Here is a 20,903-nt window from a genome sequence, read left to right as displayed (position 1 = left end):
CTTCTTTTGAATTGCAATTAAGCATGTGCGCGTTCTGGCACATCTTTAAAATTTTCTAAACGATGTTTCCATGCTTCATCACTAATATTTTGTTTAGCAACATAACGATTGCGCTCATGTTTAGCACAGTCATAAGAACAAGCGCCAAGATATTTTGCTTCATTTTCCTCGGAAACCAGAATTTGTTTATTACATTCAGGGTTGGCACAGTTGATATACCGTTCGCAAGGCGTACCGTCGAAATGTTCTTTGCCAATAACGGTCTTTTCAATTTGATTGATATCAACACTGATACGTTCATCGAAGACGTACATTTTACCGTCCCAATATGCACCTTTTGTTTCAGGGTCTTTACCGTAAGTTGCGATACCACCATGTAATTGACCTACGTTTTCAAAGCCCTCTTTGACTAGCCAACCAGAGAATTTTTCGCAACGAATACCGCCAGTACAATATGTTACGATGTTTTTACCTTCTAATTGATCTTTGTTTTTACGAATCCAATTTGGTAAATCTCTGAAACGTGTAATATCTGGACGAATTGCACCACGGAAGTGCCCTAAATCGAATTCATAATCATTACGAGCATCCAAAATAATTGTTTCATCATCTTCCAAAGCTTTTTTGAATTCGCTTGGTGAGTAATATTTACCAGTTGTTACACGAGGATCTACATCATCTTCTAAACCTAACGCAACAATTTCATTACGAGGTCGCACATGCATTTTTTTGAAAGTATGCCCTTCAGCTTCATCAATTTTAAACGTCATATCTGCAAAACGTTCGTCTGCATACATATGTGCCATATAGTTTTCTGTATCTTCTTTCGTACCTGATAACGTACCATTAATACCTTCAGTAGAAACTAAGATTCTACCTTTTAAGTTGTTTGCTTTACAGAATGCTAAGTGCTCAGCTGCAAATGTTTCAGGGTCATCAATGGTTGTATATTTGTAATATAGCAGTACATTATAATCCATAATTTGTGATTCTCCTTATTCTAAAAGTTATATCGTTAAATGTAGTAAATGACAATAATCAAATTTTCTTAAAAAAGACATTACTATATTTTATCAAATATGATTCATTATTCAATAGATTAAGCCGCAAATACATCAACAGACGGATATGGAGAATGATATTTTTTTGATGAAAACGGTCACATATAATATGATAGAGCTATAAATTGCGATGTAAAGGAGAATAAATCATGTGTGAACAAGCACTTCCTACATTAAAATACATTGGTGCCTCTAAAAGCGCTGTACCGATTATTTCTGAGGCTGATTTACAAACGGTAACGGCGGAACCTTGGTTAAAAGTTTCGGATGATGGCTTACAGTTAGAAGGTTTGATTTTTGATCAGCAAGGTGATTTATATTTGTGTGAAGTTTTTGGTGGGCGAGTATTTAAAGTTGATGTTGCCAAGAAAAAATTAAGTACGGCTTTTCAAGCGCCTAAAGTTAATCCCGCAGCAGTAAAAATTCATAAGGATGGCCGTTTGTTCACGTGTTATTTAGGGGACTTTAAGACAACAGGTGGCATCTTTGCGACGGATGCACACGGTCAACACTTTGAAGATATTATTTCGGATATTGGTAATGATTATTGTATAGATGATATGGTTTTCGATAGTAAAGGTGGATTCTATTTTACAGATTTTAGAGGATACTCTACACAGCCACAAGGTGGTGTTTATTATGTTTCACCTGATTTTCAAACCGTCACACCTGTCATTCAAAATATTTCAGTAGCCAATGGAATTGCATTAAGTACGGATGAGAAAATTTTATGGGTGACAGAAACTACAACAAATCGATTGCATCGTATACAGCTTGAAGATGATGGTGTGACGATTGCATCGTTTGGCGCGACAATTCCATACTATTTTACTGGGCATGAAGGACCGGATTCATGTTGCATTGACAGTGACGATAATTTATATGTAGCCATGTATGGCCAAGGTCGTGTACTTGTGTTTAATCGCCGTGGCTATCCAATTGGTCAAATTCTAATGCCCGGTCGTGATGAAGGGAAAATGCTGCGTTCCACGCACCCTCAATTTATTCCAGGGACAAATCAATTACTCATTTGTACAAATGATATTGAAAACAACTCAGAAGGCGGTTCGATGATTTACACAGTGAATGGATTTGCCAAAGCGCATAACAGTTACCAATTTCAATAAATTAAACAGCAGGTACGTTTTAAACATAAGCAGGAATAGATGGTAGCATCAAATTTCTGTTGTCAATAGCTGCAAGAAGATAAGACTGTGATAGCAGTGATGATGATTAGGGTAAATAGGTAAAGTAAATGAAAATGAGATAAAGAGAGATGAATAAAATCATGGCTGTAACAAGAGGAATTAATCATATTGGCTTAACCGTACCCGATATAGAACAAGCGACGACATTTTTTCAAACGGCATTAGATGGTAAAATCGCTTATGATAGTCAAAAATTAACAGATGAACCACGTGCAGGACAATTTGTTGAACGTGTATTAGGTATTGAAAAGGGAGCTAAGATTATAAAAAAACGTATGATGGTCTTTGGTCACGGTCCTAACATTGAAATGTTTGAATTTAAAGATGCATCGCAAGCATCGGCGATTACATTACAAGATATGGGTTATACGCATATTTCATTTTATGTAGACGACTTTCCTGCAGCTTTAGAAAAAGTAAAGAAAGCAGGTGGCATTCCTTTGTCAGAGCCACATGCGAATACGCGCTATGAGGATACACCAGGAAATCAAACTGTATATATTCAAACGCCATGGGGAAGTTTATTAGAATTGCAAACAGTTCCTCAAGGATTTTACTATCCTAAAGATAGCGAAGCAACATTGTTTACGCCTGAACCTATAGATTTGAACCAGAAAGATGATACAACACCATAGGAGGATCGTTGACATGGAATTAAATGCAAAGATGCAAATTAATGTTGAACCAGATAAAGCATATGAGGCCTTTGTTGACCCAGCGAAAATTGGAAGATTTTGGTTTTCATCAAGCTCAGAACGTTGGGAAACGGGGAAAACGATTCAGTTACAATACAAAGAATATGATGCTACTACGGAAATTTTTATAAAAGAAACAATACCTAATGAACAAATCAAATTCCAATGGGGAACATATCAAGGCGAGATATGTTTTGAATCAAGTGCAGAAGGGACAATTGTCAGTGTTCGCGAGTATCCTTACCATGAACAAGATGTCCAGATGATGTTAGACAAAACTGAAGGTTGGGTATACATGCTAACTTGTTTAAAATCTTATCTCGAATTCAACGCAATTATACGGGGTGGGTTGCGTTGAGTACCTGCTTTTTTACGTGAGTTTTTACTGATTAACAAAGTAAATGGCTGTGTGTATATTGGTTTAATTTTAAAAAGATATTTGGTTTTAAATCATAATAAGACAACAGGGAGGAAACATAGATGAAGCGTATTTATGTTGTAGGCAGTATGTCTATGGATTTAGTTGTTTCAACTAAACGAGTACCACAAAAAGGTGAAACGATATTAGGAGCGTCTTTTTTCACTACACCAGGTGGTAAAGGAGCTAATCAAGCGGTAGCTGCTGCACGTCTGGGTGAGCAAGTTTATATGGTGGGACGTATTGGAGATGACCAATTAGGAGAAGAGATTTATGAGAATTTACAGCGCAATAAGGTGCGAGTAGATTATGTAAAGCCTGTTGCTGATTCGGCATCAGGAACGGCACATATTACACTTTGTGATAATGATAATAGTATTATCGTAGTACCCTCAGCGAATAATGAAGTGACTTCAAGCTATGTATCCACGGCTTTAAAGCATATAAAAGCTGGAGACATTGTGCTGCTGCAACAAGAAATACCAGAAGATACTGTCAGTGAAGTCATTACATATTGTGCAGAACATGATATTATTACGATTTTAAATCCAGCGCCGTATAGAGATTTGACTGCAGAAGTTATTGACCAAGCAACCTATTTAACACCGAATGAAACAGAGAGCGCAGCTATGTTTGGTACTAATATTGATGCTGCTCTTGAACAATTTCCTAACAAATTGATTGTGACGCTCGGACACCAAGGGGCAGTGTATCATAATGGTAATATAAAAGTGATGATACCAGGTTTTGAGCGTCAAGTTGTAGATACAACAGGGGCAGGAGATACATTTAACGGCGCGTTTGCTGCTGGATTACAAAAAGGATATGATATAGACCAAGCACTTACATTTGCTAATTTAGCAGCAAGCCATGCTGTAACCGGTATGGGTGCCCAAGGTGGTATGCCATATTTTAATGATCTCGTAGATGAATTTGATGTTAAGTAGTGATACTACGCAATTTTAAAAATGAGCTAGAAATCTGTGGAATAAAAGTAGATTTCTAGCTCATTTGTGTTAAATATAAGAATTTAAGGTTATAGTTCTTGGCGTTTAAATATTTGCAATGATGCAATATAAGAAAGGATTAATAGAGCGCATCCTATTATACCGTATATAATAAGCACCCATAGAGTTGTTAGATTGCTAAGCACACTATCAAATGATCCGTTATCACTTAGCGATGGCATAACAAATCCAAAGAACACGAAGAAAAATAAGCCAATAACGATGAATGATGTTGAAATCATAATGACATTGGAATTTTCCGGTCCAAATTTAAAGGTTAAAGGGAACATAATGGCATATGTACCTGAGCCACCTATCCCAACGAGTATCGAAATAAGCGTTAAATTGATATTTTGCGTCACAATGAAACATGCGCCAGCACCCATAATTAGGCCAATCAGGATAAGTATTCCATAGTAGACAAAATAACTTTTAACATAAGTTGCTCGACCTGTAGGTAAAGTCGAAACATAGTACATCCAGCGTGAATCTTTTTCATGTTTAATATTATCAGTGACCGGTGAAATAAGGAAAATCATAGCTAAAAAGCATGTCATGATTGGATTGAAAAAACTAAACATAATAGCTGAGGCCAAAGCAACGATGAGATATGTGAATAATGATTTTTTCGATGTATAATAACTGCTTAATAATAAACCCTTCATTATTTATCACCTCTCATAATGATTTTTGTGGCATCATCGATTGATTTTAATGGTTCAGCTTCAGGAACTAGGTTTCTGTCATGAATCAACGCTTCTATGCGATCGTTACGCTTTCTAGAAGCAATGATATAATCATTGGATACATTGAATTCTGCTAACGGCACATTAACAATGCCATAATGTGAGAGTAAATGCGATTTATCTACATGTAAGACAATTTTCCCGTCTCGCATAAATACAAGCTTTGTGGCTAGTGTTTCAATATCTTCTGAAATATGCGAAGAAATCATAATGCCATAGTCTTTAGCAACGTAGTCTTGTAAGATTTCCATGACTTCTTCACGACCTGACACGTCCATGCCAGCAGTTGCTTCATCCAGGATGAGCAGTTGACTATCATGTGCTAAGGCAATGGCGATCGCTGCTTTCATGCGCATACCGCGAGAGAAAGATTTAATCGCATTTGATGTAGGTAAATCAAAGTCTTTTAGCGTCGATTTAAATTTATTGCTATCCCAAGTCGTATAAATATTTGTGAAAACTTTGTCTATGTCAGTTAAAGTCAATTTGTTTGGGACCCTTAAATCATCAAAGACTACACCGATGTGTTCTTTATATTGGTTGTTCCTTGCAGTAACAGATTGTCCAAAAAATTTAATGTCACCAGAGTCTTTAAAACGATTGCCAACCAAAGTATTAATTAACGTGGATTTACCACTGCCATTTTTACCAATCAGCCCCAATACTTCACCTGATGCAATCGACAACGAAATATCGCTAAGATTAAAGTCAGACTTGGTATATGATTTATTAAGATTGCTAACTTCTAACAACTGTGTCATTAATACACACTCCCTTTTTCTATTTTATGTTTAATAATGAGCGTCATACACTATTATTTTATGCTTTATAAAACTGTCGTAATTTTATTAAATAGCCTAAGCTGTTATAAATAAAAATAACAATGAGTGCTAATAAGCCAGGTGTCTGGTTTAAACCAGTATAGATGGAGAAAATACCGATGAAGACAATGGCCATTATCAGTAGGACAAGATTTACTTGATAATTTTTATACATAGAGATTAATACAATATGACGCTCACCATCATCTAATAAAGCTAAAGCTTTCTCTGTGTAATGTTTTTCGGCTATTTTAGGTAGTCGAGCATCAAAACGACGTGAATAGAAGCCTAACATCAATGAGGGGATTAAAGTTAATAAATATGGGATAAGAGCATAAAAAAATTCATTAGGAGCTGCATTGCCTAGAGCAATAAAAAAGATAGCTATAAAACCAATGGCCAATTGTAAATGAGCTATAATGTGTACTTTGTTATAGTCTAAAGTTGCTTGCTTCTCATAATGATCTATATCACTGCCGTCATCAACATTTGAAATCATATATTTATACTTTAATGAACGTTGTTGTACATACCATTGATATAGCATTAATGCCAAAATAAGTAACGAAGTACTTACGCATATAATAAGGTTCAGGCGACTACCAGAGAAATTTGTTGAAGCAATAAACGTGCCAACACGTTCTATATTGCTACCAATTAAGCCACCGATGATACCACCAATGATTATAAAGAATATATAACGGCCTACTTTCATAAATCTTCCTCCTCAATGATGAAGACATCTTCTACAGATTCTCCAAAAATCCGTGCGATTTTCATAGCGGTCAAGATAGATGGTGTAAAATCATTACGTTCTATTAAAGAAACGGTTTGTCTAGAAATCCCTGCTTTCTTTGCAAGTTGCGTTTGATTATAACCATCTCGAGCACGCAGTTCTTTCAGGCGATTGCGCAATAGACATCAACTCCTTAATGTCACAATACAACATCTTTGTCATTTTGACAAGTATATTAGTCAAAATGACATAAATATTTGTCTTTTAATTATTAAAAAATAGACTCCGAGATATCTGTTGTTAGACAACTTGAAGCCTAAAATGGCGTTATAATCGTGACATTAACCATTTAATTGAGCGAAAGCATAAACCGAAAATTTCTGGTATATACAGTAACACTGCGTCAATCAATGACTTGAAACTTTTGCGATGTTTGCGTTTATTGCATTGATTTTCATTTTTATATAATCGATTTTCAGTAGAAGTCACTATTTCACCAACCTTTAAGCTCAACATAACATAAAATGATAATAAATGTTAATATTGACTGTAATAGAAAAGAATATGAGTTTAGTGTTATTTGTAGATAATAAAAGATAAATCTTGACAGTTATTTATAGATACACAAAATTTTGTATAATATAATTTTATTATTGGCAAAATGTGCAATATAAGTTATCTTGGCTTTTTTAGTGAAAGATTTAGTATAATGTTAAAATAAGAGGACAATATGTAAGCGAAATGATACAGTTTATTAAAACGATCATTTAAGAAGAAAAGCGTGTTGTTATTGACTAAAATCATATTGAGAAGGAGAACACACATGGTTACGATAAAACCTCATCAAATAGGTAGTAAAAATGATAATATATTATCTGCAATTGCATATTTAAGCATCTTCTTCGCACCAGTTATTTTACCCGTTGTGATGTGGATTATGATGGAAGACACGATCAAATATCATGCAAAATATGCTTTTTTTAATCATATTGCATGCTTACTATGCGTATTTGGAATTCCAGGTTCTGGTGCGTTTCTTTTTGTTTCTGCAATGGTAGTGCCAGAATACATAGAGATTATACAGGTAATAGTTCCCGTTATAGCATTTATACTATTTATTCTCCTGGGAATCTTATTTGTAATTAACATTATGCGTGCAGTAAAGCTATTTATGACCATAAAAGTACCCCGTTAGCTAAATTAGGGAAAGCTGACGAGGTACTTGTGTAGGGAACCCAGCTGCGTGCTTGTTGTATTATATCAACAAATCACATACTAGGTTATATAAACAAAGAGATTTTTAGCAAGCCAACAACAGTAAATGTGTTAGTTATGAGGTTGAGACATTTAGCGATGTCTCTCCTCTTTTTTTGATGAAATTAGCCTATTATAAAGCCATGAGAATGTACTTACCTTAGATGAAGTGTATTGTTTAAGAGGTGAAATACTTTTCCATATAAACAAATTTTGCTCAGTTTACTTATGGATATGGAACAAAATATCATGCGATACAACTTCAAATAAGTTGCGCGTCTTTGATGTTTGTGTGAATCATTACTAAATTTAAGTCATAAAATAGTCATGATGTCAGACATACGAATATGACGTTTAGAAAGGATGAATGACAGCTTAAGGTGTTGATGCTTAGATGTTTTTCACTAATTATCTATCATGCGGAATAGATATACTTAAAGTTAAGTTATAGTTGTATTAATGTAGATATCTCGAATTATTTTCATAATTCATAGCTGTTAAATTTTAACTAAATTAAGCTGTCAATTCAATGTTTGTCGTTATCTTCCAAATAGATGCTGAGTTTAATCATTCGTGTTGTGAAATATGCAACATCAGTGGTGTTGATAGTAAATTAATGTGAAGTAAGTGAACTGTTATTAATAAGTGATTCTATGGAAGTATTTGAAAACCAAAAAATGTAAAGTGACGGTTGAGATTTCTCATAGGTGGAAATAGCAGACTAGACATGTTAATGGAAACAAGAACGACATATTATCATGCACATTCGTTACTGGCTTTAGAATAGGCGTCCTTCAATCAAGCTATACAGCAAAGAAATAATAGTAATTATTTATGACTTAAAACGGAATCGTTACTTCTTTGTGTATGTTACTAAATTACCACAGCTGGAATAAAGTCTCCTTAATATGAGCTCTCAATTGACTTACAATTTTGTCACATCCAAAACAAAATGTTGCTAATATATTTGGATATAAATAACAATTACATCATGATTTATAAATTGAATTATAAGCTTATACAAAGGTAAACTAGGACCATAACTATGATTTTAATATTATAAAAGATTCGCAAGTGTAGTTCATAAATTTTGAAAAAAGGGGCATATCAGATGAAAATCTTACTTACTGGAGCAACGGGACATTTAGGGACTCATATTACTGAATTAGCAATAAAAGCACGTATCAAAGATTTTAATATAGGTGTTAGAAATTTAGAGAAAGTACCAACTCACTGGAAGGACAATGTGTCAATTCGTCAATTAGATTATTTTGATGTAGAAAGTATGACACAAGCGTTTGAACACATAGATTTAGTTATCTTCATTCCAAGTATTATTCATCCGTCATTTAAACGATTGCCAGAAGTTGAAAACTTAGTGCAAGCAGCACAAAAGGCACAAGTGAAACAGATATTTTATATTGGTTTTTATGCAGATCAGCACAATAATCCATTCCATATGAGTCCATATTTTGCCTATGCAGAACGCTTACTAGCTTCTAGCCGTCTTAACTACACGTATATTCGCATGGCGATGTATATGGACCCATTGAAACCGTACTTAGCTGAATTAGTAAAAATGAAAAAGCTTATTTATCCAGTGGGTGATGGCCGTATTAATTATATTTCGCGTCACGATATAGCTAAAGGTGTGATTGCTATCTTGCAACAACCAGAGGCATGGGGTGGACGGTATTTATTATCAGGGCATAGTTATAGTATGCCAGAACTAGCCACAATACTTTCAGAAGCAGCTGGTAGTACAATCAACTATGCGCCTGTCTCGTTAGATACGTTTGCTTCTATGTATGATGAACCAAAAGGTTTTGGAGCGTTATTAGCTTCAATGTATGATGCAGCTGCTAGAGGCTTATTAGATCAACATGCTGATGATTATCAAAAGCTTGTGAATGACACACCACAGACATTTGCACAATTTTTATCACAGTCTTAAAAAATAATAACGGGACAGCATTCATTATGAATTCGTAGTCCCGCCCGCGGTAAGGTTGACTAGGATTGATAAAGCTTGGTATCAGCGTATTTTCAATCCAGTCAACTACTGCCAATATTTAGTTTATAGCCTAGAACATAATGATGTCCCAGACTCGCTTCATTTTTCTAACTATTTGAACTATGTTTAACGACGTTTACCGTCAAAAGTATCTAAGAGACTTAAAGTTGCAAGTCCCAATAAATCTAAAGCATGTTGTGCGCCTGCTTTACCGTGGCCTGCTTCAAAGTGTTTATAAGCGGCTACACCTAACACGCCAATAGTTGTTAAAGAAGCAAGGCGTGAAATGTTTTTGTTTAAAAAACTTACAGAAAATAATGTTGCACTAGCAGCTTCTAATCCACCTACTAATGGGACAAGTTTTTCATCAAGACCAAAGACATTACTGAATGTATCTTTCATTTCTTGATCACCTTTTAATTTTGGCTTTGAAGCCTCAAATAATTCTTTCGCAATTTTAACATTTGTGACGTATCTTAATATCATTTAAAATTCCTCCTACTTATCTTCAAAATATTTATCTACAATAGGTTTGACACGTTCGCCAAATAAACGAATAGACTTCATTGTGTTTTCATGTGGCATAGAGCCTACGGGTGTGTGGATCATAAAGCGTGATAAACCTAATGTTTCAATCGTCTCAATTATTTTTTGTGCTACGGTTTCAGGGCTTCCAAGATAAATGGCACCTTGTGGCCCGATTTCTCTTTCGAATGCATTCTCATCAAACTCGGGCCAACCGCGTTCTTGTCCTAATACATCTTGATGTGCTTTTAAAGATGGGAAAAATTCTCTTCTAGCATCTTCATCTGTTTCAGCAATATAGCCCCAAGAATGTACAGCAATAGGTAATTTCTCAGGATTGTGTCCGTATGAACGTGCCACAGATTTATAAATTTCAATATGTCGTTTGAAACGACGTGGATTACCTCCAATGATGGCATACGTAATAGGTAAGCCGAATGCACCAGCACGCAATGATGATTCAGGTGTGCCACCAGTCGCGATAGAAATTGGTATTGGTCCATGTTCAGCACGCGGATAAATACCTGTTTCATCAATGCTGGGACGTAAAGTTCCTTCCCAGCTAATCACGGGTTGCTGGTTAATTTTTAACAATAATTGCAACTTTTCATTAAAAAGATCCTCATAATCATTAAGGTTATAACCAAACAGCGGAAAGGATTCAATAAATGAACCTCGGCCAATCATGATTTCAGCACGTCCATTTGATACAGCATCTAATGTTGAAAAACGTTCATAAACACGTACAGGGTCATCAGATGAAAGGACGGTTACTGCTGATGATAAGCGAATATGTGATGTGGTAGCAGCAGCAGCGGCTAACACCGTTACTGGATCTGAAACGGCGTAATCCTCTCTATGGTGTTCCCCTAATCCATAGATATCTAAACCTAATTGATCAGCTAACTTTATTTCTTCTACAATATTACGTATGCGTTGGGCATTGCTGATTTTTTCCTGTTTACCATCTGGCATATAGATGTCACTGTTATCAGCAAATGATGTTAAACCTAATTCTACTTTCAATATGAACACCACCTAGGTATAAAAACTATACTTATATTTTATGCTTATTTCATTAAAGTGTCAATAACAATGTTTCCGGTATCTTTTTTATTTAAACTATAAAAATAGAAACATTAAATACTCTGTATTAGCAGTATATGTTCCTATCTTTATGTATGTAACTGATCACTTTACCTTGTTAAAAAGAGTGATTAATCAAGAATCCAATAAGACACAAGCAACCGATAAGACAAACACATAAGCCAGGTAAATAAAGCTTTTCTCTTAAGTCTACCGATGTTGTTCGATGCGAAATTAGCCAACTTAATATCATTAGCGTTATACCGATAACGATTAACAATAAAGAGATAATAAACATAGAAAGCCCCCTTATCAAAGACTATGGAATGCTTGAGGTACTAATTTTAAGCAATATACATATTCCCTAAAAGCACATAAAAAATGCGTGAATATGAAGTGTTTGTAAATTTGTAAAATTTAATTAACTAAAATTATGAAATGATAGAATTTGTGTAATAAGTGCATCTGTTGCAAAAAAGAGTGACTCGTGTGTAAAATAAAGTTGATAATTATCAACCAATCGTGTATAACATAGCTATAAATAGTTATAAATTGTCAAGGAATATTAGAAAAAGGGTGACATAAATGAGGTTATTCAAATCATCACAAGGAAGACAACCATTCGGCACCTATATTAAACTATCATGTTCTGCATTGCTTATAAGTAGTGTGTTTGTGAATTATAGTTCAATAGAGAATGTTCACGCTGAAACCGCAGAAAATCAAAGTATAGATGAAAATCATCATAAAATATCACAGTGGATTAGTGATGCTAAACAAGATATAAATGAATTAAATGCATTAAACGATAGCGTTCGTAAACAATTTGAGAAACAGCTAGATGAGGCTACTTCACGTCAAGAAATTAAACAAATTGTCGCTGATGCAACAGATGAAAATCAAGCGCGTGAGGACAGTAGCGAAGCGGATAACACTTCGTCACAAGATACAAAGCATTCAGCACAATCAACTACAACGACAGATATTACTGCTGAGTTAGATAAAATTTTAGCTGATTTAAATGCAGTTGTTGATAAGGATATTACCGATACACCAAAAGCGTCTGAGGCACAACGTGGAACTAAAGACAACGAACAGTACGATGCATCAAAGGTGCAAGATAAAGAACGTCAAAATGACCAAAAATCAACAACAGTGCTAGCTGATTTAGCGCATATTAAAGATCATGTTAAACAAGCTGATAGTGCTGTAACTAAAGATGACAAGGAACAAACCGAGCCAAATAATAAAGAAACAAAAAGTAATCAACAGCAAACTCCAACAGTAAAATCACACGAAAAGAATGAGGATCAATTGAAGCCACAACATCGTGATGCGAATCATTCAACACGGGCTGATAAAGCAATAGATTCAGCTGCATCTAAACAAGATACAAACAGCACTCATCTGATGGAAAAATTAGACAAACAGTTAACACCAACGGAAAAAATTGAAGCTGCTGTTACTAAAGTTCAAAATGATAATCATCATAACAATAAAGATTATGCTGATAAACGACTTAATCAATTAGCGACATTGAAAGAAAATGTCGCTAACAGAGTTGATATTGCTCAAGATAAGAAAAAACAAATCATAACTGATATTGAGCGTGCAGCAAACAAGACTACTGCTAATCGCCAAATCATACAAAATGATTTAGCTCAGGCAGAAGATAAAGAAGCTGTAGTTAAAGATATTGTTACAACTATTTTTAGCCCGAACGAGGCACAACAAATATTAAAAAATATGTCAGTTAAAGGGAAAACAGACAAAGAGATTGCAGACCAATTGTTGCAGCATATTGATAAACTAGCTTTAACATCAAGTGACGACATATTAGCATCAATGTTTGATCAAACAAAAGACAAATCACACCTTATCGAAACCATTTTAGGCATGAAACTAAGCCCGGAAGAAGCCAAGAAAGCGGCTCAACGTTTAACAAATGCAAAATTATCTAATAAATCATTAGTTCAACAATTGAAAAAGGAATTTGGACTTAATGGTAAAGCCAATGCAGATGATATTTTGCAAAGTATATTAGATCAGTCAACCAATCAGAAAGAAGCAATTAAAACGATTTTAGCCACTAAAATCAACGAGGAAAAAGCACGACTTTTAGCAGATGTCATTTCTCGTGTAAGTAAAGATAAAAAAGACGTATTGCAATTAGTGAAAAGTGCACTTAATGGCAAAGCAGATGATTTATTACAATTGAAACATAGACTCGATCAAGCACAACATCAAGCAGATGATATTTTAGCGCCAATTAAAAATCGACCTTCCTTACTTGATCGACTTCATGCAGATGCACAACGACATCGAAGCGTACTTGATCAAATCGACGATATTCCTAACCCAACACAAGGGTTATCATTAGGTCATATTAATAATCAAGACAACTTTTTAAGCGGATTATTTGATGATAATGGCTCGCTATCATTACCTGCCTCTGGTCAGGTACTTAAAACTTATTGGCCGGTACTAGCAATAGGCATGATACTTATTGGTGGAGGATTATTGTTGCTTGCAAGAACTCGAAAACAGCATAATGCAAAATCATAAAAATCACATAAAATTAGACGAATAAAGCGTCAGTTATGATATACACCCCAAAAGTTGGATTAAAATGCAACTTAATGGGGTGTATTTTTATGGAGTAACATTATAAATCTGAAGTTAAGTAAAAATAATTCAACCATGCATAGTAGGAAAGGTGGCTATGCATATATTAAAAAAATGGATGTACTAGCGATGTTGACACGCAATCATATGTTTAAGGTGATAATCATACTTACTATAAGTTAGTGATACGCCAAAGTGAAAATGACAGGTAATTATAGAATTATTACATTTACCAAAAATACATATCCATAATATTCTGTAATGTCATACTTATATTTTATAGCGAGCCAACAATACGAAGTCTTGTAAATAAAGAAGAGAGCGGTACTACGAATTTATAATGAATTCTGTCCCGCTCCTTATCCTAGGAATTCTGTCCTAGACTATATATTTTGAGATGTATGTCTTATTTTGGTGTTTATTGTTATCTATTGAATAACTTACATTATTTTCCACTAATATAACTTAATTGATCCGCTGTATTAGCATCGAGTGTGCGATATGAAATGATACCTAAACCTTTGACATTAGATTCAGAAATGACGATAGAACCATCATCATTGACGCGTTCTACAAAGGCCACGTGTCCGTAATAACTACTTGCACCTGCTTGACCAGCTTCAAAGACCACTGCACTATGAGTTTTAGGTGTGGTATCAACATGATAACCTTCAGATTGTGCACGATTATTCCAATTATGTGCGTCACCTAAATCTCCACCAATAGCTAAGTCAAATTGTTGCATACGTTTATAAACATACCAAGTACATTGACCTTGTGGATATGGGCTTGTTGAATTGGTGTCAATAAATGGTTTAAAGTCATTACCTGTGTTATCCATGCCTGGATTGCTAGAATTGTAATGTGTTAAATCTGGTAGTTTTTTGTGATCAAAATCTGTTAAATGATAATGTTTGATGAGTTGATTTAACTTTGTTGCATAGTTTGGGTCTGTTGCATATGTTCTAGCTAAATGCGCTGTGGCGTCACGATAGCTAGATGTTTCACTTTTCCATGTTGGTTGATAAATCGTTGCATTACCATCAATGCCCTCTTTAATCAGTTGAACATAATCTTCTAATGAAGCTTTTTTATTCGGATATTTACGGAAAGCAGCTTGGATACTATATAATTGATTATTTGCCGTAGCCTCTAGTGTATTAAATTCACTAGATTCTCCTTTATATGCGCCTTTAATACCGAACAAATTAAAGTTTGGTGCTTTGGCAAGCGTACTCTGACCGGAATCAGATTCTAAAATTGCTTGTGCAATCATGACAGAGGCATAGATATCATTTTCTTGTCCTAATTGATGGGCATCAGTACCAATTGCCTTAATAAATGTGCGTGTTTGTTGACTGTCAACCACACTTAAGTCATCAGTAGAACTTGCATTGTCTGAAGCTTGGGGTATTGTTGCAAATAGACTTGTTGCACGTGTATTGGCTTGTTTTGTAGCTTCTTCAAATGATTGAGCTGGGACAGTAGCATGGGACACGCTATCTTTTGATGGTAATTGTGGGTTGTCAATTTGATGACGTGTTTCACGATCTTTCTTGACATCGATATGCGCGTATTTTTGGTGTGTTGTCGTTGTTGCGTTACTTTGTTTATGTTTATCTGATGTTTTATCTTGTGTATAGTCTTGCTGTGTTTTCTTTGCATTATCACTGTATTCATCCAAAATTGAATCTATAACCGCATCTGAAGCTGAATCGGTTGCCTCTTTGTTTGAATCATTCTGTTTATCTTGCGCGGTATCATGTGATGGCGCTTCTTGGTGTGGTTTTTCCTCAGATGACGTCTCTTTGTCATCATCCTTTGATGCTTCACTATCATGTCGACGCTGTGTATCTTGAGCGTGATTAGAAGCATCATCTAAGTTATCTAATTCATCTAACGCATCGCTGACTTTATTATCATCTGTTGTCGCGTCTTTAGCTGATTGGTCATTTTGTTCTGATGTCGTTGTTGAATGCTGTTCTGTTGAGTCTGTTGTAGATGCTTTGTCTTGTTGCTCAGCTGCAGGTTCCATATCATCAGACGTATCTTGAGCGGTACGCTCGGTTGTTTCAGAATCAGATGAAAAAATTGCTGTCAATAGCTCTGACAATGAATCCTGTTGACCACGTGGATTTAAATAATTTGAAGATAAAGTATCGTCGGAAAAGAGCTTATTAAATATAGATAAGTCATCTTCATCATGGGAAGCTTTTTTTGCTCGAGTATATTGTTTGAACTTAGTAGTTTTAGCAGATTTCTCTTGTTTCTTTGTTGTTTGTTCATCATTAGTGTCAGAAGTATCATCGTTATCTGATTTATCTACAGACGCATGGTTACTTTCATTATGGCTTTGGTTTGTCAATTCAGTCGCATGTGCGATATCGGATGTAAATGTAGGTACGATAAGTGTTGTTGATAATAAGTAAATGAATATTTTTTGCTTTGACATCTTTAGAAGAACTCCTTGGAAATTAATTTCTGTAATACGGTAAAATGATCATGTGACTGACATTAGATTTACTTTGTCACACTGGCATGTATTTGATATAATTTAGTTTAGATTTGTTTTTGTTGATATCTATCAACCAATGATTAAACCTTGTAATAAAAATTATTATACTAGTATTGGTTAGAAAAAAACAGTCCAAGGACTAGATAAATAACAATATATTTATACTATCAGTTTAAAATAATCTAATGTAACATAAATGAGTAGCTTATGTGCGTAGGACAGTATTTTTTATAGGGAGTGTGACAATGAAAAACGCACTGAAATTATTTCGATTTGATTTAAAACGAATTGCGAAAACGCCAGCAGTTTGGATTATCATAGCAGGTTTAGCAATTTTGCCGTCTTTTTATGCCTGGTTCAATTTATGGGCCATGTGGGATCCATATAGTAAGACGGATCATATTAAAGTAGCCGTTGTGAATGAAGATCAGGGAGACAAAGTTCGAAATAAAGAAATCAATGTAGGTAATTCAATTGTTAACAAGCTTAAGAAAAATGGAAAGTTTGATTGGCAATTTGTTAGCAGAGCGAAAGCAGACCATGAAATCAAAATGGGGAAATACACTGCAGGCATATACATACCTAAAGAATTTTCACATGAAATAACGGGAACATTGCGCAAACAACCACAAAAGGCTAATGTTGAATATAAAGTAAACCAAAAAAACAATGCTGTTGCACCTAAAATGACAGATACAGGATCGACAGTAATTGTTGATGAAGCAAATAAAGCCTTTGATGAAACCGTCTCTAAAGCATTGTTGACAGAAGCAAATAAAGTAGGACTAAAAATCGAAGATGAAGTACCTACGATAAACAAAATAAAAAATGCTGTTTATGCAGCGAAACAATCATTGCCAAAAATTAATGCAATTGGTGATAAAATACTCTATTTAAACGATCATCAAGATCAATTAGATCAGTATGCAGATAAGTTTCGAGGACTTGGTCGTTACAAAGGTGATATTGTATCGGCACAAGATAAGTTAAATGCAGTCAATGCATCCATACCTGCTTTAAATGAAAAGGCAAAACTCGTATTAGCTTTGAACGCCTATATGCCTAACATTGAACGTGTGTTAAATGTTGCTTCTAATGACGTGCCACAACAATTTCCTAAAATTAACCGCGGTGTCTCACTCGTCAATCAAGGTATGAACACTGCGCAAAGTGGGTTAAATGATGCCGACCGTTATTTAACCATAGCAAAACAGCGTGTGGGAGATTACCAAGAAGCAGCTGGACGTGCGCAAGATGCGAATAACAACATTAACTCACGTTTACAACAAGGCAGTGTAAGTCAGCAAAGCACTCAGACATCCAGCCATGGTGTGCCTTATAAAGTTGAGCAAGTTAGCACGAGCAGCTATGATGTACCGCAAGCTGGACAAATTGTTTCAAACAATGATGTTAAGTCCATGAATAGCGCTTTAGCAGAAGCACTATTATCACTATCTAAACAAGCAGATACGCAAGTTGAAGGAAACCAATCCGATTTAGCAGCATTAAAAAATATAGCTTATGGTGTGATTGCATCGGATAAACCAGATGAATTTAAAGAAAGTTTAAATCATGTGTCATCTCGTATTGAAGCTACAACACAATATAATCGTCAATTTATCGATACGTTAAAAGAACTTGAAAAAAGTGAACATGTCGATTTAAGCTCACAAATCAACAAGATTAATAACACAAATAAGCAACTGAATGATTTAATGCGTTCAGTAAATCAATTATCTGATGCCTTATCTAATGGTAGTACGGGTCAAGCTCAAGCCGTAGATATATTACGTCAATTACCAAATGTCAATGAGCAACTTAAGCAGTTTCGTTCATTTATCAAGCAAGATCTTAATCAACGCTTACTCGACATATCTAATGACATTACAGATGTGTTAAATAAGGGGCAACAAACCTTATCTACTGTGCAGTCTAAGCTCACAAGCATTGAGAACGTGATTGAAGCAGGGCATCATATTCTTAATAACGGACAACAAACGGTAAGTCGTATTCAAAGTGAATTACCTGCTATCGAGCAAGCTTATATTAATGCGATGCAAACGGCACAAGCTTATTTCCCAACGATCAAACAGAATGTAGCTAAAGCTGCTAACTTTGTAAGAAATGATTTACCACAGTTAGAACAACGGCTTGCTAACGCTACAGCGACGGTAAATGATAATATTCCAGCATTATTTTCTAGATATGATCAACTTGTTGGATTGTTAGATAAGAACCAGCCACAAGCGAAGCAAGCATTAGGAAATATGGCTCAATTTATTGAGCATAAATTGCCTGGCATTGAGAAAGATTTAACTAAAGCGGATAAGATTTTCAGGCAGCTAGATAAAGATGATGCCGTTGATAAAGTGATCGATACATTGAAGAATGACTTGAAGAAACAAGCTGACGTCATTGCACATCCAATCTCTAAAAAGCAAATTGATATTTTCCCAGTTAAAAATTATGGTTCAGGTATGACACCATTCTATACGGCATTATCAATTTGGGTAGGCGCACTATTGATGGTAAGTTTATTGTCTGTAGACAACAAACATCAAGTTCTAAAAGGTCGATTGACAACACGACAAATCTATTTAGGAAAAGCCGGACTGTTCTTATTATTAGGTGTGGTACAGGCACTAATTGTGACATTAGGAGACTTGCTTATTTTAAAAGCAAGTGTAGAATCACCTATACTATTTGTATTAATAGCACTTTTTGCTTCATTAGTCTTTAATACCATTGTTTATACATGCGTCTCATTACTTGGTAATCCAGGTAAAGCCATTGCCATTATTTTGTTAGTATTACAAATCGCTGGTGGTGGAGGAACCTTCCCTGTAGTGACTGCACCGGGATTCTTCCAAACGATTTCGCCTTATTTACCATTTACGTATGCGATTGATTCATTACGTGAAACTGTTGGAGGTATAGTACCAGCTATTTTAATTCCAAAATTGATTATTTTAGGATTGTTTGGTCTCGGCTTCTTAACGATTGGTTTATGTTTAAAACCAATTCTTGATCCGATGATGCGCAAAGTCACTAAAAAAGTTAATAAAAGTAATGTTACAGAATAGCTATAAGAAAAGCGCATGCCTCGTGATGATATGATGTCGACACGAGGCATGCGCTTTATTTGTTAATGGTTCGTTTTAGATTGTGTAGTAGATGCAGCGGAAGAATGGGAAGCAGAACGGTTAGTATTACTATCACTATCATTACCGCCACCACCTTGGCCACTGTGCTGTTGTGACTTAGCGTTGTTGCCGTGGTTTGAATTCGCATTGTTATTTGTCTTAGGTGTTTCATTTGATTTTTGTTGCTCAGCAGACTGTTGAGATTTTACAGGTTGCTGTTGTTGATAATGATATTGAGGTGCCTGTTGCTGAACATTTTGTCCATTGTTGGAAGGTGCTGTAGTAGCATTGTTTGCCGACTGCGGTGTGTCTAATTGTGCATCGTCTTCAGGGCTGTTGTCTTTGTGTGTATCATTCTTTTCCTTAGTAGATTCAACCTTGTCTTTCTGGTCGGAAGTTGAATGATGCGTTGTCGTAGCTGCAAAAAACACAGAAAAGCCTAAAGCAACAACGAGTAATAAAATAGTTATAGCTGCTAATACTTTTTTCAAAAATAATGCCTCCATCGTCTAAATGATTATGTATTAAACTTCACCTTATATCTATGTATTGAGTTTTATGATGCAAATAATGTATGCTTTATCATTTTACACTATTAAAAAAATGATTTCGACTTAATTTTCATATAAGGCTAAAGTCTAATATGTAGGAGACATACTAAGATTAGCTATGAACTCTGTCCTGCTCCCAACTCACAGTAAGAAAGTAGTAGAAAAGTATAATCAAAAGTTCACTGGTGTTACAGCGAATGGTCGTAAAGCGAGTAAAGTTCAATTTGTCGTTAAAGGTAACTTAACATATGACAAGTTAGTTAAAGCTTATGGTAACAACTTGAAAAAAGTTAAAGATGATACAAATAGAAAAGATATAAGCCTGTTCGTCTATAAATCAACAAAAAAGGGTTTAGGAGTTACATGCTTTGTTAAACATGGCAAAGTAGTTGAAGTAGATATGAGCGATGCGAGATTTACAACAAGTAAATAATATAAGTAGTCTATGAAGACAGTGATAAAAGACGTCTTCATAGCTATTTTTTCGTCTAGACATTT

Annotated in this window: 19 protein-coding genes; 9 read left to right on the top strand and 10 right to left on the bottom strand. The window is 35.1% G+C overall.

The features are described 5' to 3' along the window. Positions 1–17: 17 nt before the first annotated feature. Positions 18–980 (bottom strand): oxygen-dependent tRNA uridine(34) hydroxylase TrhO, encoded by a 963-nt coding sequence (gene trhO / locus CD041_RS09615; protein WP_070647742.1) that lies wholly within the window; start codon positions 978–980, stop codon positions 18–20. Between the two features lie 230 nt (positions 981–1,210). Between trhO and CD041_RS09610 the strand changes: the two genes are divergently transcribed. The 4 genes from CD041_RS09610 (at position 1,211) to rbsK (ending at position 4,329) form a co-directional block, all read left to right on the top strand. Then, positions 1,211–2,188 (top strand): SMP-30/gluconolactonase/LRE family protein, encoded by a 978-nt coding sequence (locus tag CD041_RS09610; protein ID WP_070647743.1) that lies wholly within the window; start codon positions 1,211–1,213, stop codon positions 2,186–2,188. Positions 2,189–2,337: 149 nt separating this feature from the next. Beyond that, positions 2,338–2,904, top strand: coding sequence for a VOC family protein (locus tag CD041_RS09605; RefSeq protein WP_002478995.1), 567 nt, complete (start codon positions 2,338–2,340; stop codon positions 2,902–2,904). Between the two features lie 13 nt (positions 2,905–2,917). Beyond that, positions 2,918–3,322: an SRPBCC domain-containing protein gene (locus tag CD041_RS09600; RefSeq protein WP_070647744.1), complete on the top strand. Its 405-nt coding sequence runs from the start codon at positions 2,918–2,920 to the stop codon at positions 3,320–3,322. Between the two features lie 122 nt (positions 3,323–3,444). Further along, positions 3,445–4,329 (top strand): ribokinase, encoded by an 885-nt coding sequence (gene rbsK, locus CD041_RS09595; protein ID WP_062078216.1) that lies wholly within the window; start codon positions 3,445–3,447, stop codon positions 4,327–4,329. 89 nt (positions 4,330–4,418) lie between these two features. On the opposite strand, the gene CD041_RS09590 is transcribed toward rbsK, so the two are convergent. From CD041_RS09590 to CD041_RS09575, 4 genes are read right to left on the bottom strand one after another with little or no spacing between them, the layout of a single operon-like run. Further along, positions 4,419–5,054 carry an ABC-2 transporter permease gene (locus CD041_RS09590; protein WP_080606671.1) on the bottom strand — a complete coding sequence of 212 codons (636 nt, stop codon included), beginning with the start codon at positions 5,052–5,054 and terminating at the stop codon, positions 4,419–4,421. Continuing rightward, positions 5,054–5,896, bottom strand: a complete 843-nt coding sequence (locus CD041_RS09585; protein WP_070647746.1) for an ABC transporter ATP-binding protein — start codon at positions 5,894–5,896, stop codon at positions 5,054–5,056. Before CD041_RS09585 ends, CD041_RS09590 begins: the two co-directional genes overlap by 1 nt. 58 nt (positions 5,897–5,954) lie before the next feature. Beyond that, positions 5,955–6,671, bottom strand: a complete 717-nt coding sequence (locus CD041_RS09580) for a DUF3169 family protein (protein ID WP_002460660.1) — start codon at positions 6,669–6,671, stop codon at positions 5,955–5,957. Further along, positions 6,668–6,871 (bottom strand): helix-turn-helix transcriptional regulator, encoded by a 204-nt coding sequence (locus CD041_RS09575; protein WP_002460658.1) that lies wholly within the window; start codon positions 6,869–6,871, stop codon positions 6,668–6,670. The genes CD041_RS09580 and CD041_RS09575 overlap by 4 nt, the downstream gene beginning before the upstream one ends. A 644-nt stretch (positions 6,872–7,515) precedes the next feature. Here CD041_RS09575 and CD041_RS09570 point away from each other — a divergent pair. After that, positions 7,516–7,887 (top strand): hypothetical protein, encoded by a 372-nt coding sequence (locus CD041_RS09570; RefSeq protein WP_070647747.1) that lies wholly within the window; start codon positions 7,516–7,518, stop codon positions 7,885–7,887. Positions 7,888–9,057: 1,170 nt separating this feature from the next. After that, the gene (locus CD041_RS09565; RefSeq protein WP_070647748.1) at positions 9,058–9,900 is read left to right on the top strand and encodes an SDR family oxidoreductase; all 843 of its coding nucleotides are present in this window, start codon (positions 9,058–9,060) and stop codon (positions 9,898–9,900) included. A gap of 186 nt (positions 9,901–10,086) precedes the next feature. Here the strand turns inward: CD041_RS09565 and CD041_RS09560 are convergent, their stop codons facing one another. The 3 genes from CD041_RS09560 to CD041_RS09550 form a co-directional block, all read right to left on the bottom strand. Then, on the bottom strand, positions 10,087–10,446 hold the full coding sequence (locus CD041_RS09560; RefSeq protein WP_002460655.1) for a hypothetical protein: 360 nt from the start codon (positions 10,444–10,446) through the stop codon (positions 10,087–10,089). Positions 10,447–10,458: 12 nt separating this feature from the next. Further along, the gene (locus CD041_RS09555) at positions 10,459–11,511 is read right to left on the bottom strand and encodes an LLM class flavin-dependent oxidoreductase (protein WP_002478987.1); all 1,053 of its coding nucleotides are present in this window, start codon (positions 11,509–11,511) and stop codon (positions 10,459–10,461) included. 178 nt (positions 11,512–11,689) lie between these two features. Further along, positions 11,690–11,869 carry a hypothetical protein gene (locus CD041_RS09550; protein WP_080513636.1) on the bottom strand — a complete coding sequence of 60 codons (180 nt, stop codon included), beginning with the start codon at positions 11,867–11,869 and terminating at the stop codon, positions 11,690–11,692. 287 nt (positions 11,870–12,156) lie between these two features. Between CD041_RS09550 and CD041_RS09545 the strand changes: the two genes are divergently transcribed. Further along, complete coding sequence (locus CD041_RS09545; protein ID WP_080606672.1) at positions 12,157–14,136, top strand: GA module-containing protein; 1,980 nt, start codon at positions 12,157–12,159, stop codon at positions 14,134–14,136. Between the two features lie 505 nt (positions 14,137–14,641). Here the strand turns inward: CD041_RS09545 and CD041_RS09540 are convergent. Next, positions 14,642–16,648 carry an amidase domain-containing protein gene (locus tag CD041_RS09540; RefSeq protein ID WP_070647751.1) on the bottom strand — a complete coding sequence of 669 codons (2,007 nt, stop codon included), beginning with the start codon at positions 16,646–16,648 and terminating at the stop codon, positions 14,642–14,644. Between the two features lie 308 nt (positions 16,649–16,956). Here CD041_RS09540 and CD041_RS09535 point away from each other — a divergent pair, with 308 nt between their 5' ends. Then, the gene (locus tag CD041_RS09535; protein WP_037544332.1) at positions 16,957–19,794 is read left to right on the top strand and encodes a YhgE/Pip domain-containing protein; all 2,838 of its coding nucleotides are present in this window, start codon (positions 16,957–16,959) and stop codon (positions 19,792–19,794) included. A gap of 62 nt (positions 19,795–19,856) precedes the next feature. Here CD041_RS09535 and CD041_RS09530 read toward each other — a convergent pair whose 3' ends face one another. Next, complete coding sequence (locus CD041_RS09530; RefSeq protein ID WP_070647752.1) at positions 19,857–20,345, bottom strand: hypothetical protein; 489 nt, start codon at positions 20,343–20,345, stop codon at positions 19,857–19,859. A gap of 178 nt (positions 20,346–20,523) precedes the next feature. Here CD041_RS09530 and CD041_RS09525 point away from each other — a divergent pair, with 178 nt between their 5' ends. Further along, positions 20,524–20,838 (top strand): hypothetical protein, encoded by a 315-nt coding sequence (locus CD041_RS09525; RefSeq protein ID WP_062078204.1) that lies wholly within the window; start codon positions 20,524–20,526, stop codon positions 20,836–20,838. Positions 20,839–20,903: the final 65 nt, after the last annotated feature.

It is taken from the genome of Staphylococcus lugdunensis, assembly GCF_002901705.1.
Classification (GTDB): domain Bacteria; phylum Bacillota; class Bacilli; order Staphylococcales; family Staphylococcaceae; genus Staphylococcus; species Staphylococcus lugdunensis.
Note: the sequence above shows the minus strand (reverse complement) of the source record. Positions and strands in the feature narration are given on the sequence as shown.

Bases quoted from the DNA above. Each gene is read 5' to 3' on its own strand.
- CD041_RS09525 (WP_062078204.1), top strand. From the start codon at position 20,524: ATGAACTCTGTCCTGCTCCCAACTCACAGTAAGAAAGTAGTAGAAAAG.
- CD041_RS09560 (WP_002460655.1), bottom strand. From the start codon at position 10,446: ATGATATTAAGATACGTCACAAATGTTAAAATTGCGAAAGAATTATTT.
- CD041_RS09545 (WP_080606672.1), top strand. From the start codon at position 12,157: ATGAGGTTATTCAAATCATCACAAGGAAGACAACCATTCGGCACCTAT.
- CD041_RS09540 (WP_070647751.1), bottom strand. From the start codon at position 16,648: ATGTCAAAGCAAAAAATATTCATTTACTTATTATCAACAACACTTATC.
- CD041_RS09565 (WP_070647748.1), top strand. From the start codon at position 9,058: ATGAAAATCTTACTTACTGGAGCAACGGGACATTTAGGGACTCATATT.
- trhO (WP_070647742.1), bottom strand. From the start codon at position 980: ATGGATTATAATGTACTGCTATATTACAAATATACAACCATTGATGAC.
- CD041_RS09605 (WP_002478995.1), top strand. From the start codon at position 2,338: ATGAATAAAATCATGGCTGTAACAAGAGGAATTAATCATATTGGCTTA.
- CD041_RS09550 (WP_080513636.1), bottom strand. From the start codon at position 11,869: ATGTTTATTATCTCTTTATTGTTAATCGTTATCGGTATAACGCTAATG.
- CD041_RS09585 (WP_070647746.1), bottom strand. From the start codon at position 5,896: ATGACACAGTTGTTAGAAGTTAGCAATCTTAATAAATCATATACCAAG.
- CD041_RS09590 (WP_080606671.1), bottom strand. From the start codon at position 5,054: ATGAAGGGTTTATTATTAAGCAGTTATTATACATCGAAAAAATCATTA.
- CD041_RS09600 (WP_070647744.1), top strand. From the start codon at position 2,918: ATGGAATTAAATGCAAAGATGCAAATTAATGTTGAACCAGATAAAGCA.
- CD041_RS09535 (WP_037544332.1), top strand. From the start codon at position 16,957: ATGAAAAACGCACTGAAATTATTTCGATTTGATTTAAAACGAATTGCG.
- CD041_RS09610 (WP_070647743.1), top strand. From the start codon at position 1,211: ATGTGTGAACAAGCACTTCCTACATTAAAATACATTGGTGCCTCTAAA.
- rbsK (WP_062078216.1), top strand. From the start codon at position 3,445: ATGAAGCGTATTTATGTTGTAGGCAGTATGTCTATGGATTTAGTTGTT.
- CD041_RS09570 (WP_070647747.1), top strand. From the start codon at position 7,516: ATGGTTACGATAAAACCTCATCAAATAGGTAGTAAAAATGATAATATA.
- CD041_RS09580 (WP_002460660.1), bottom strand. From the start codon at position 6,671: ATGAAAGTAGGCCGTTATATATTCTTTATAATCATTGGTGGTATCATC.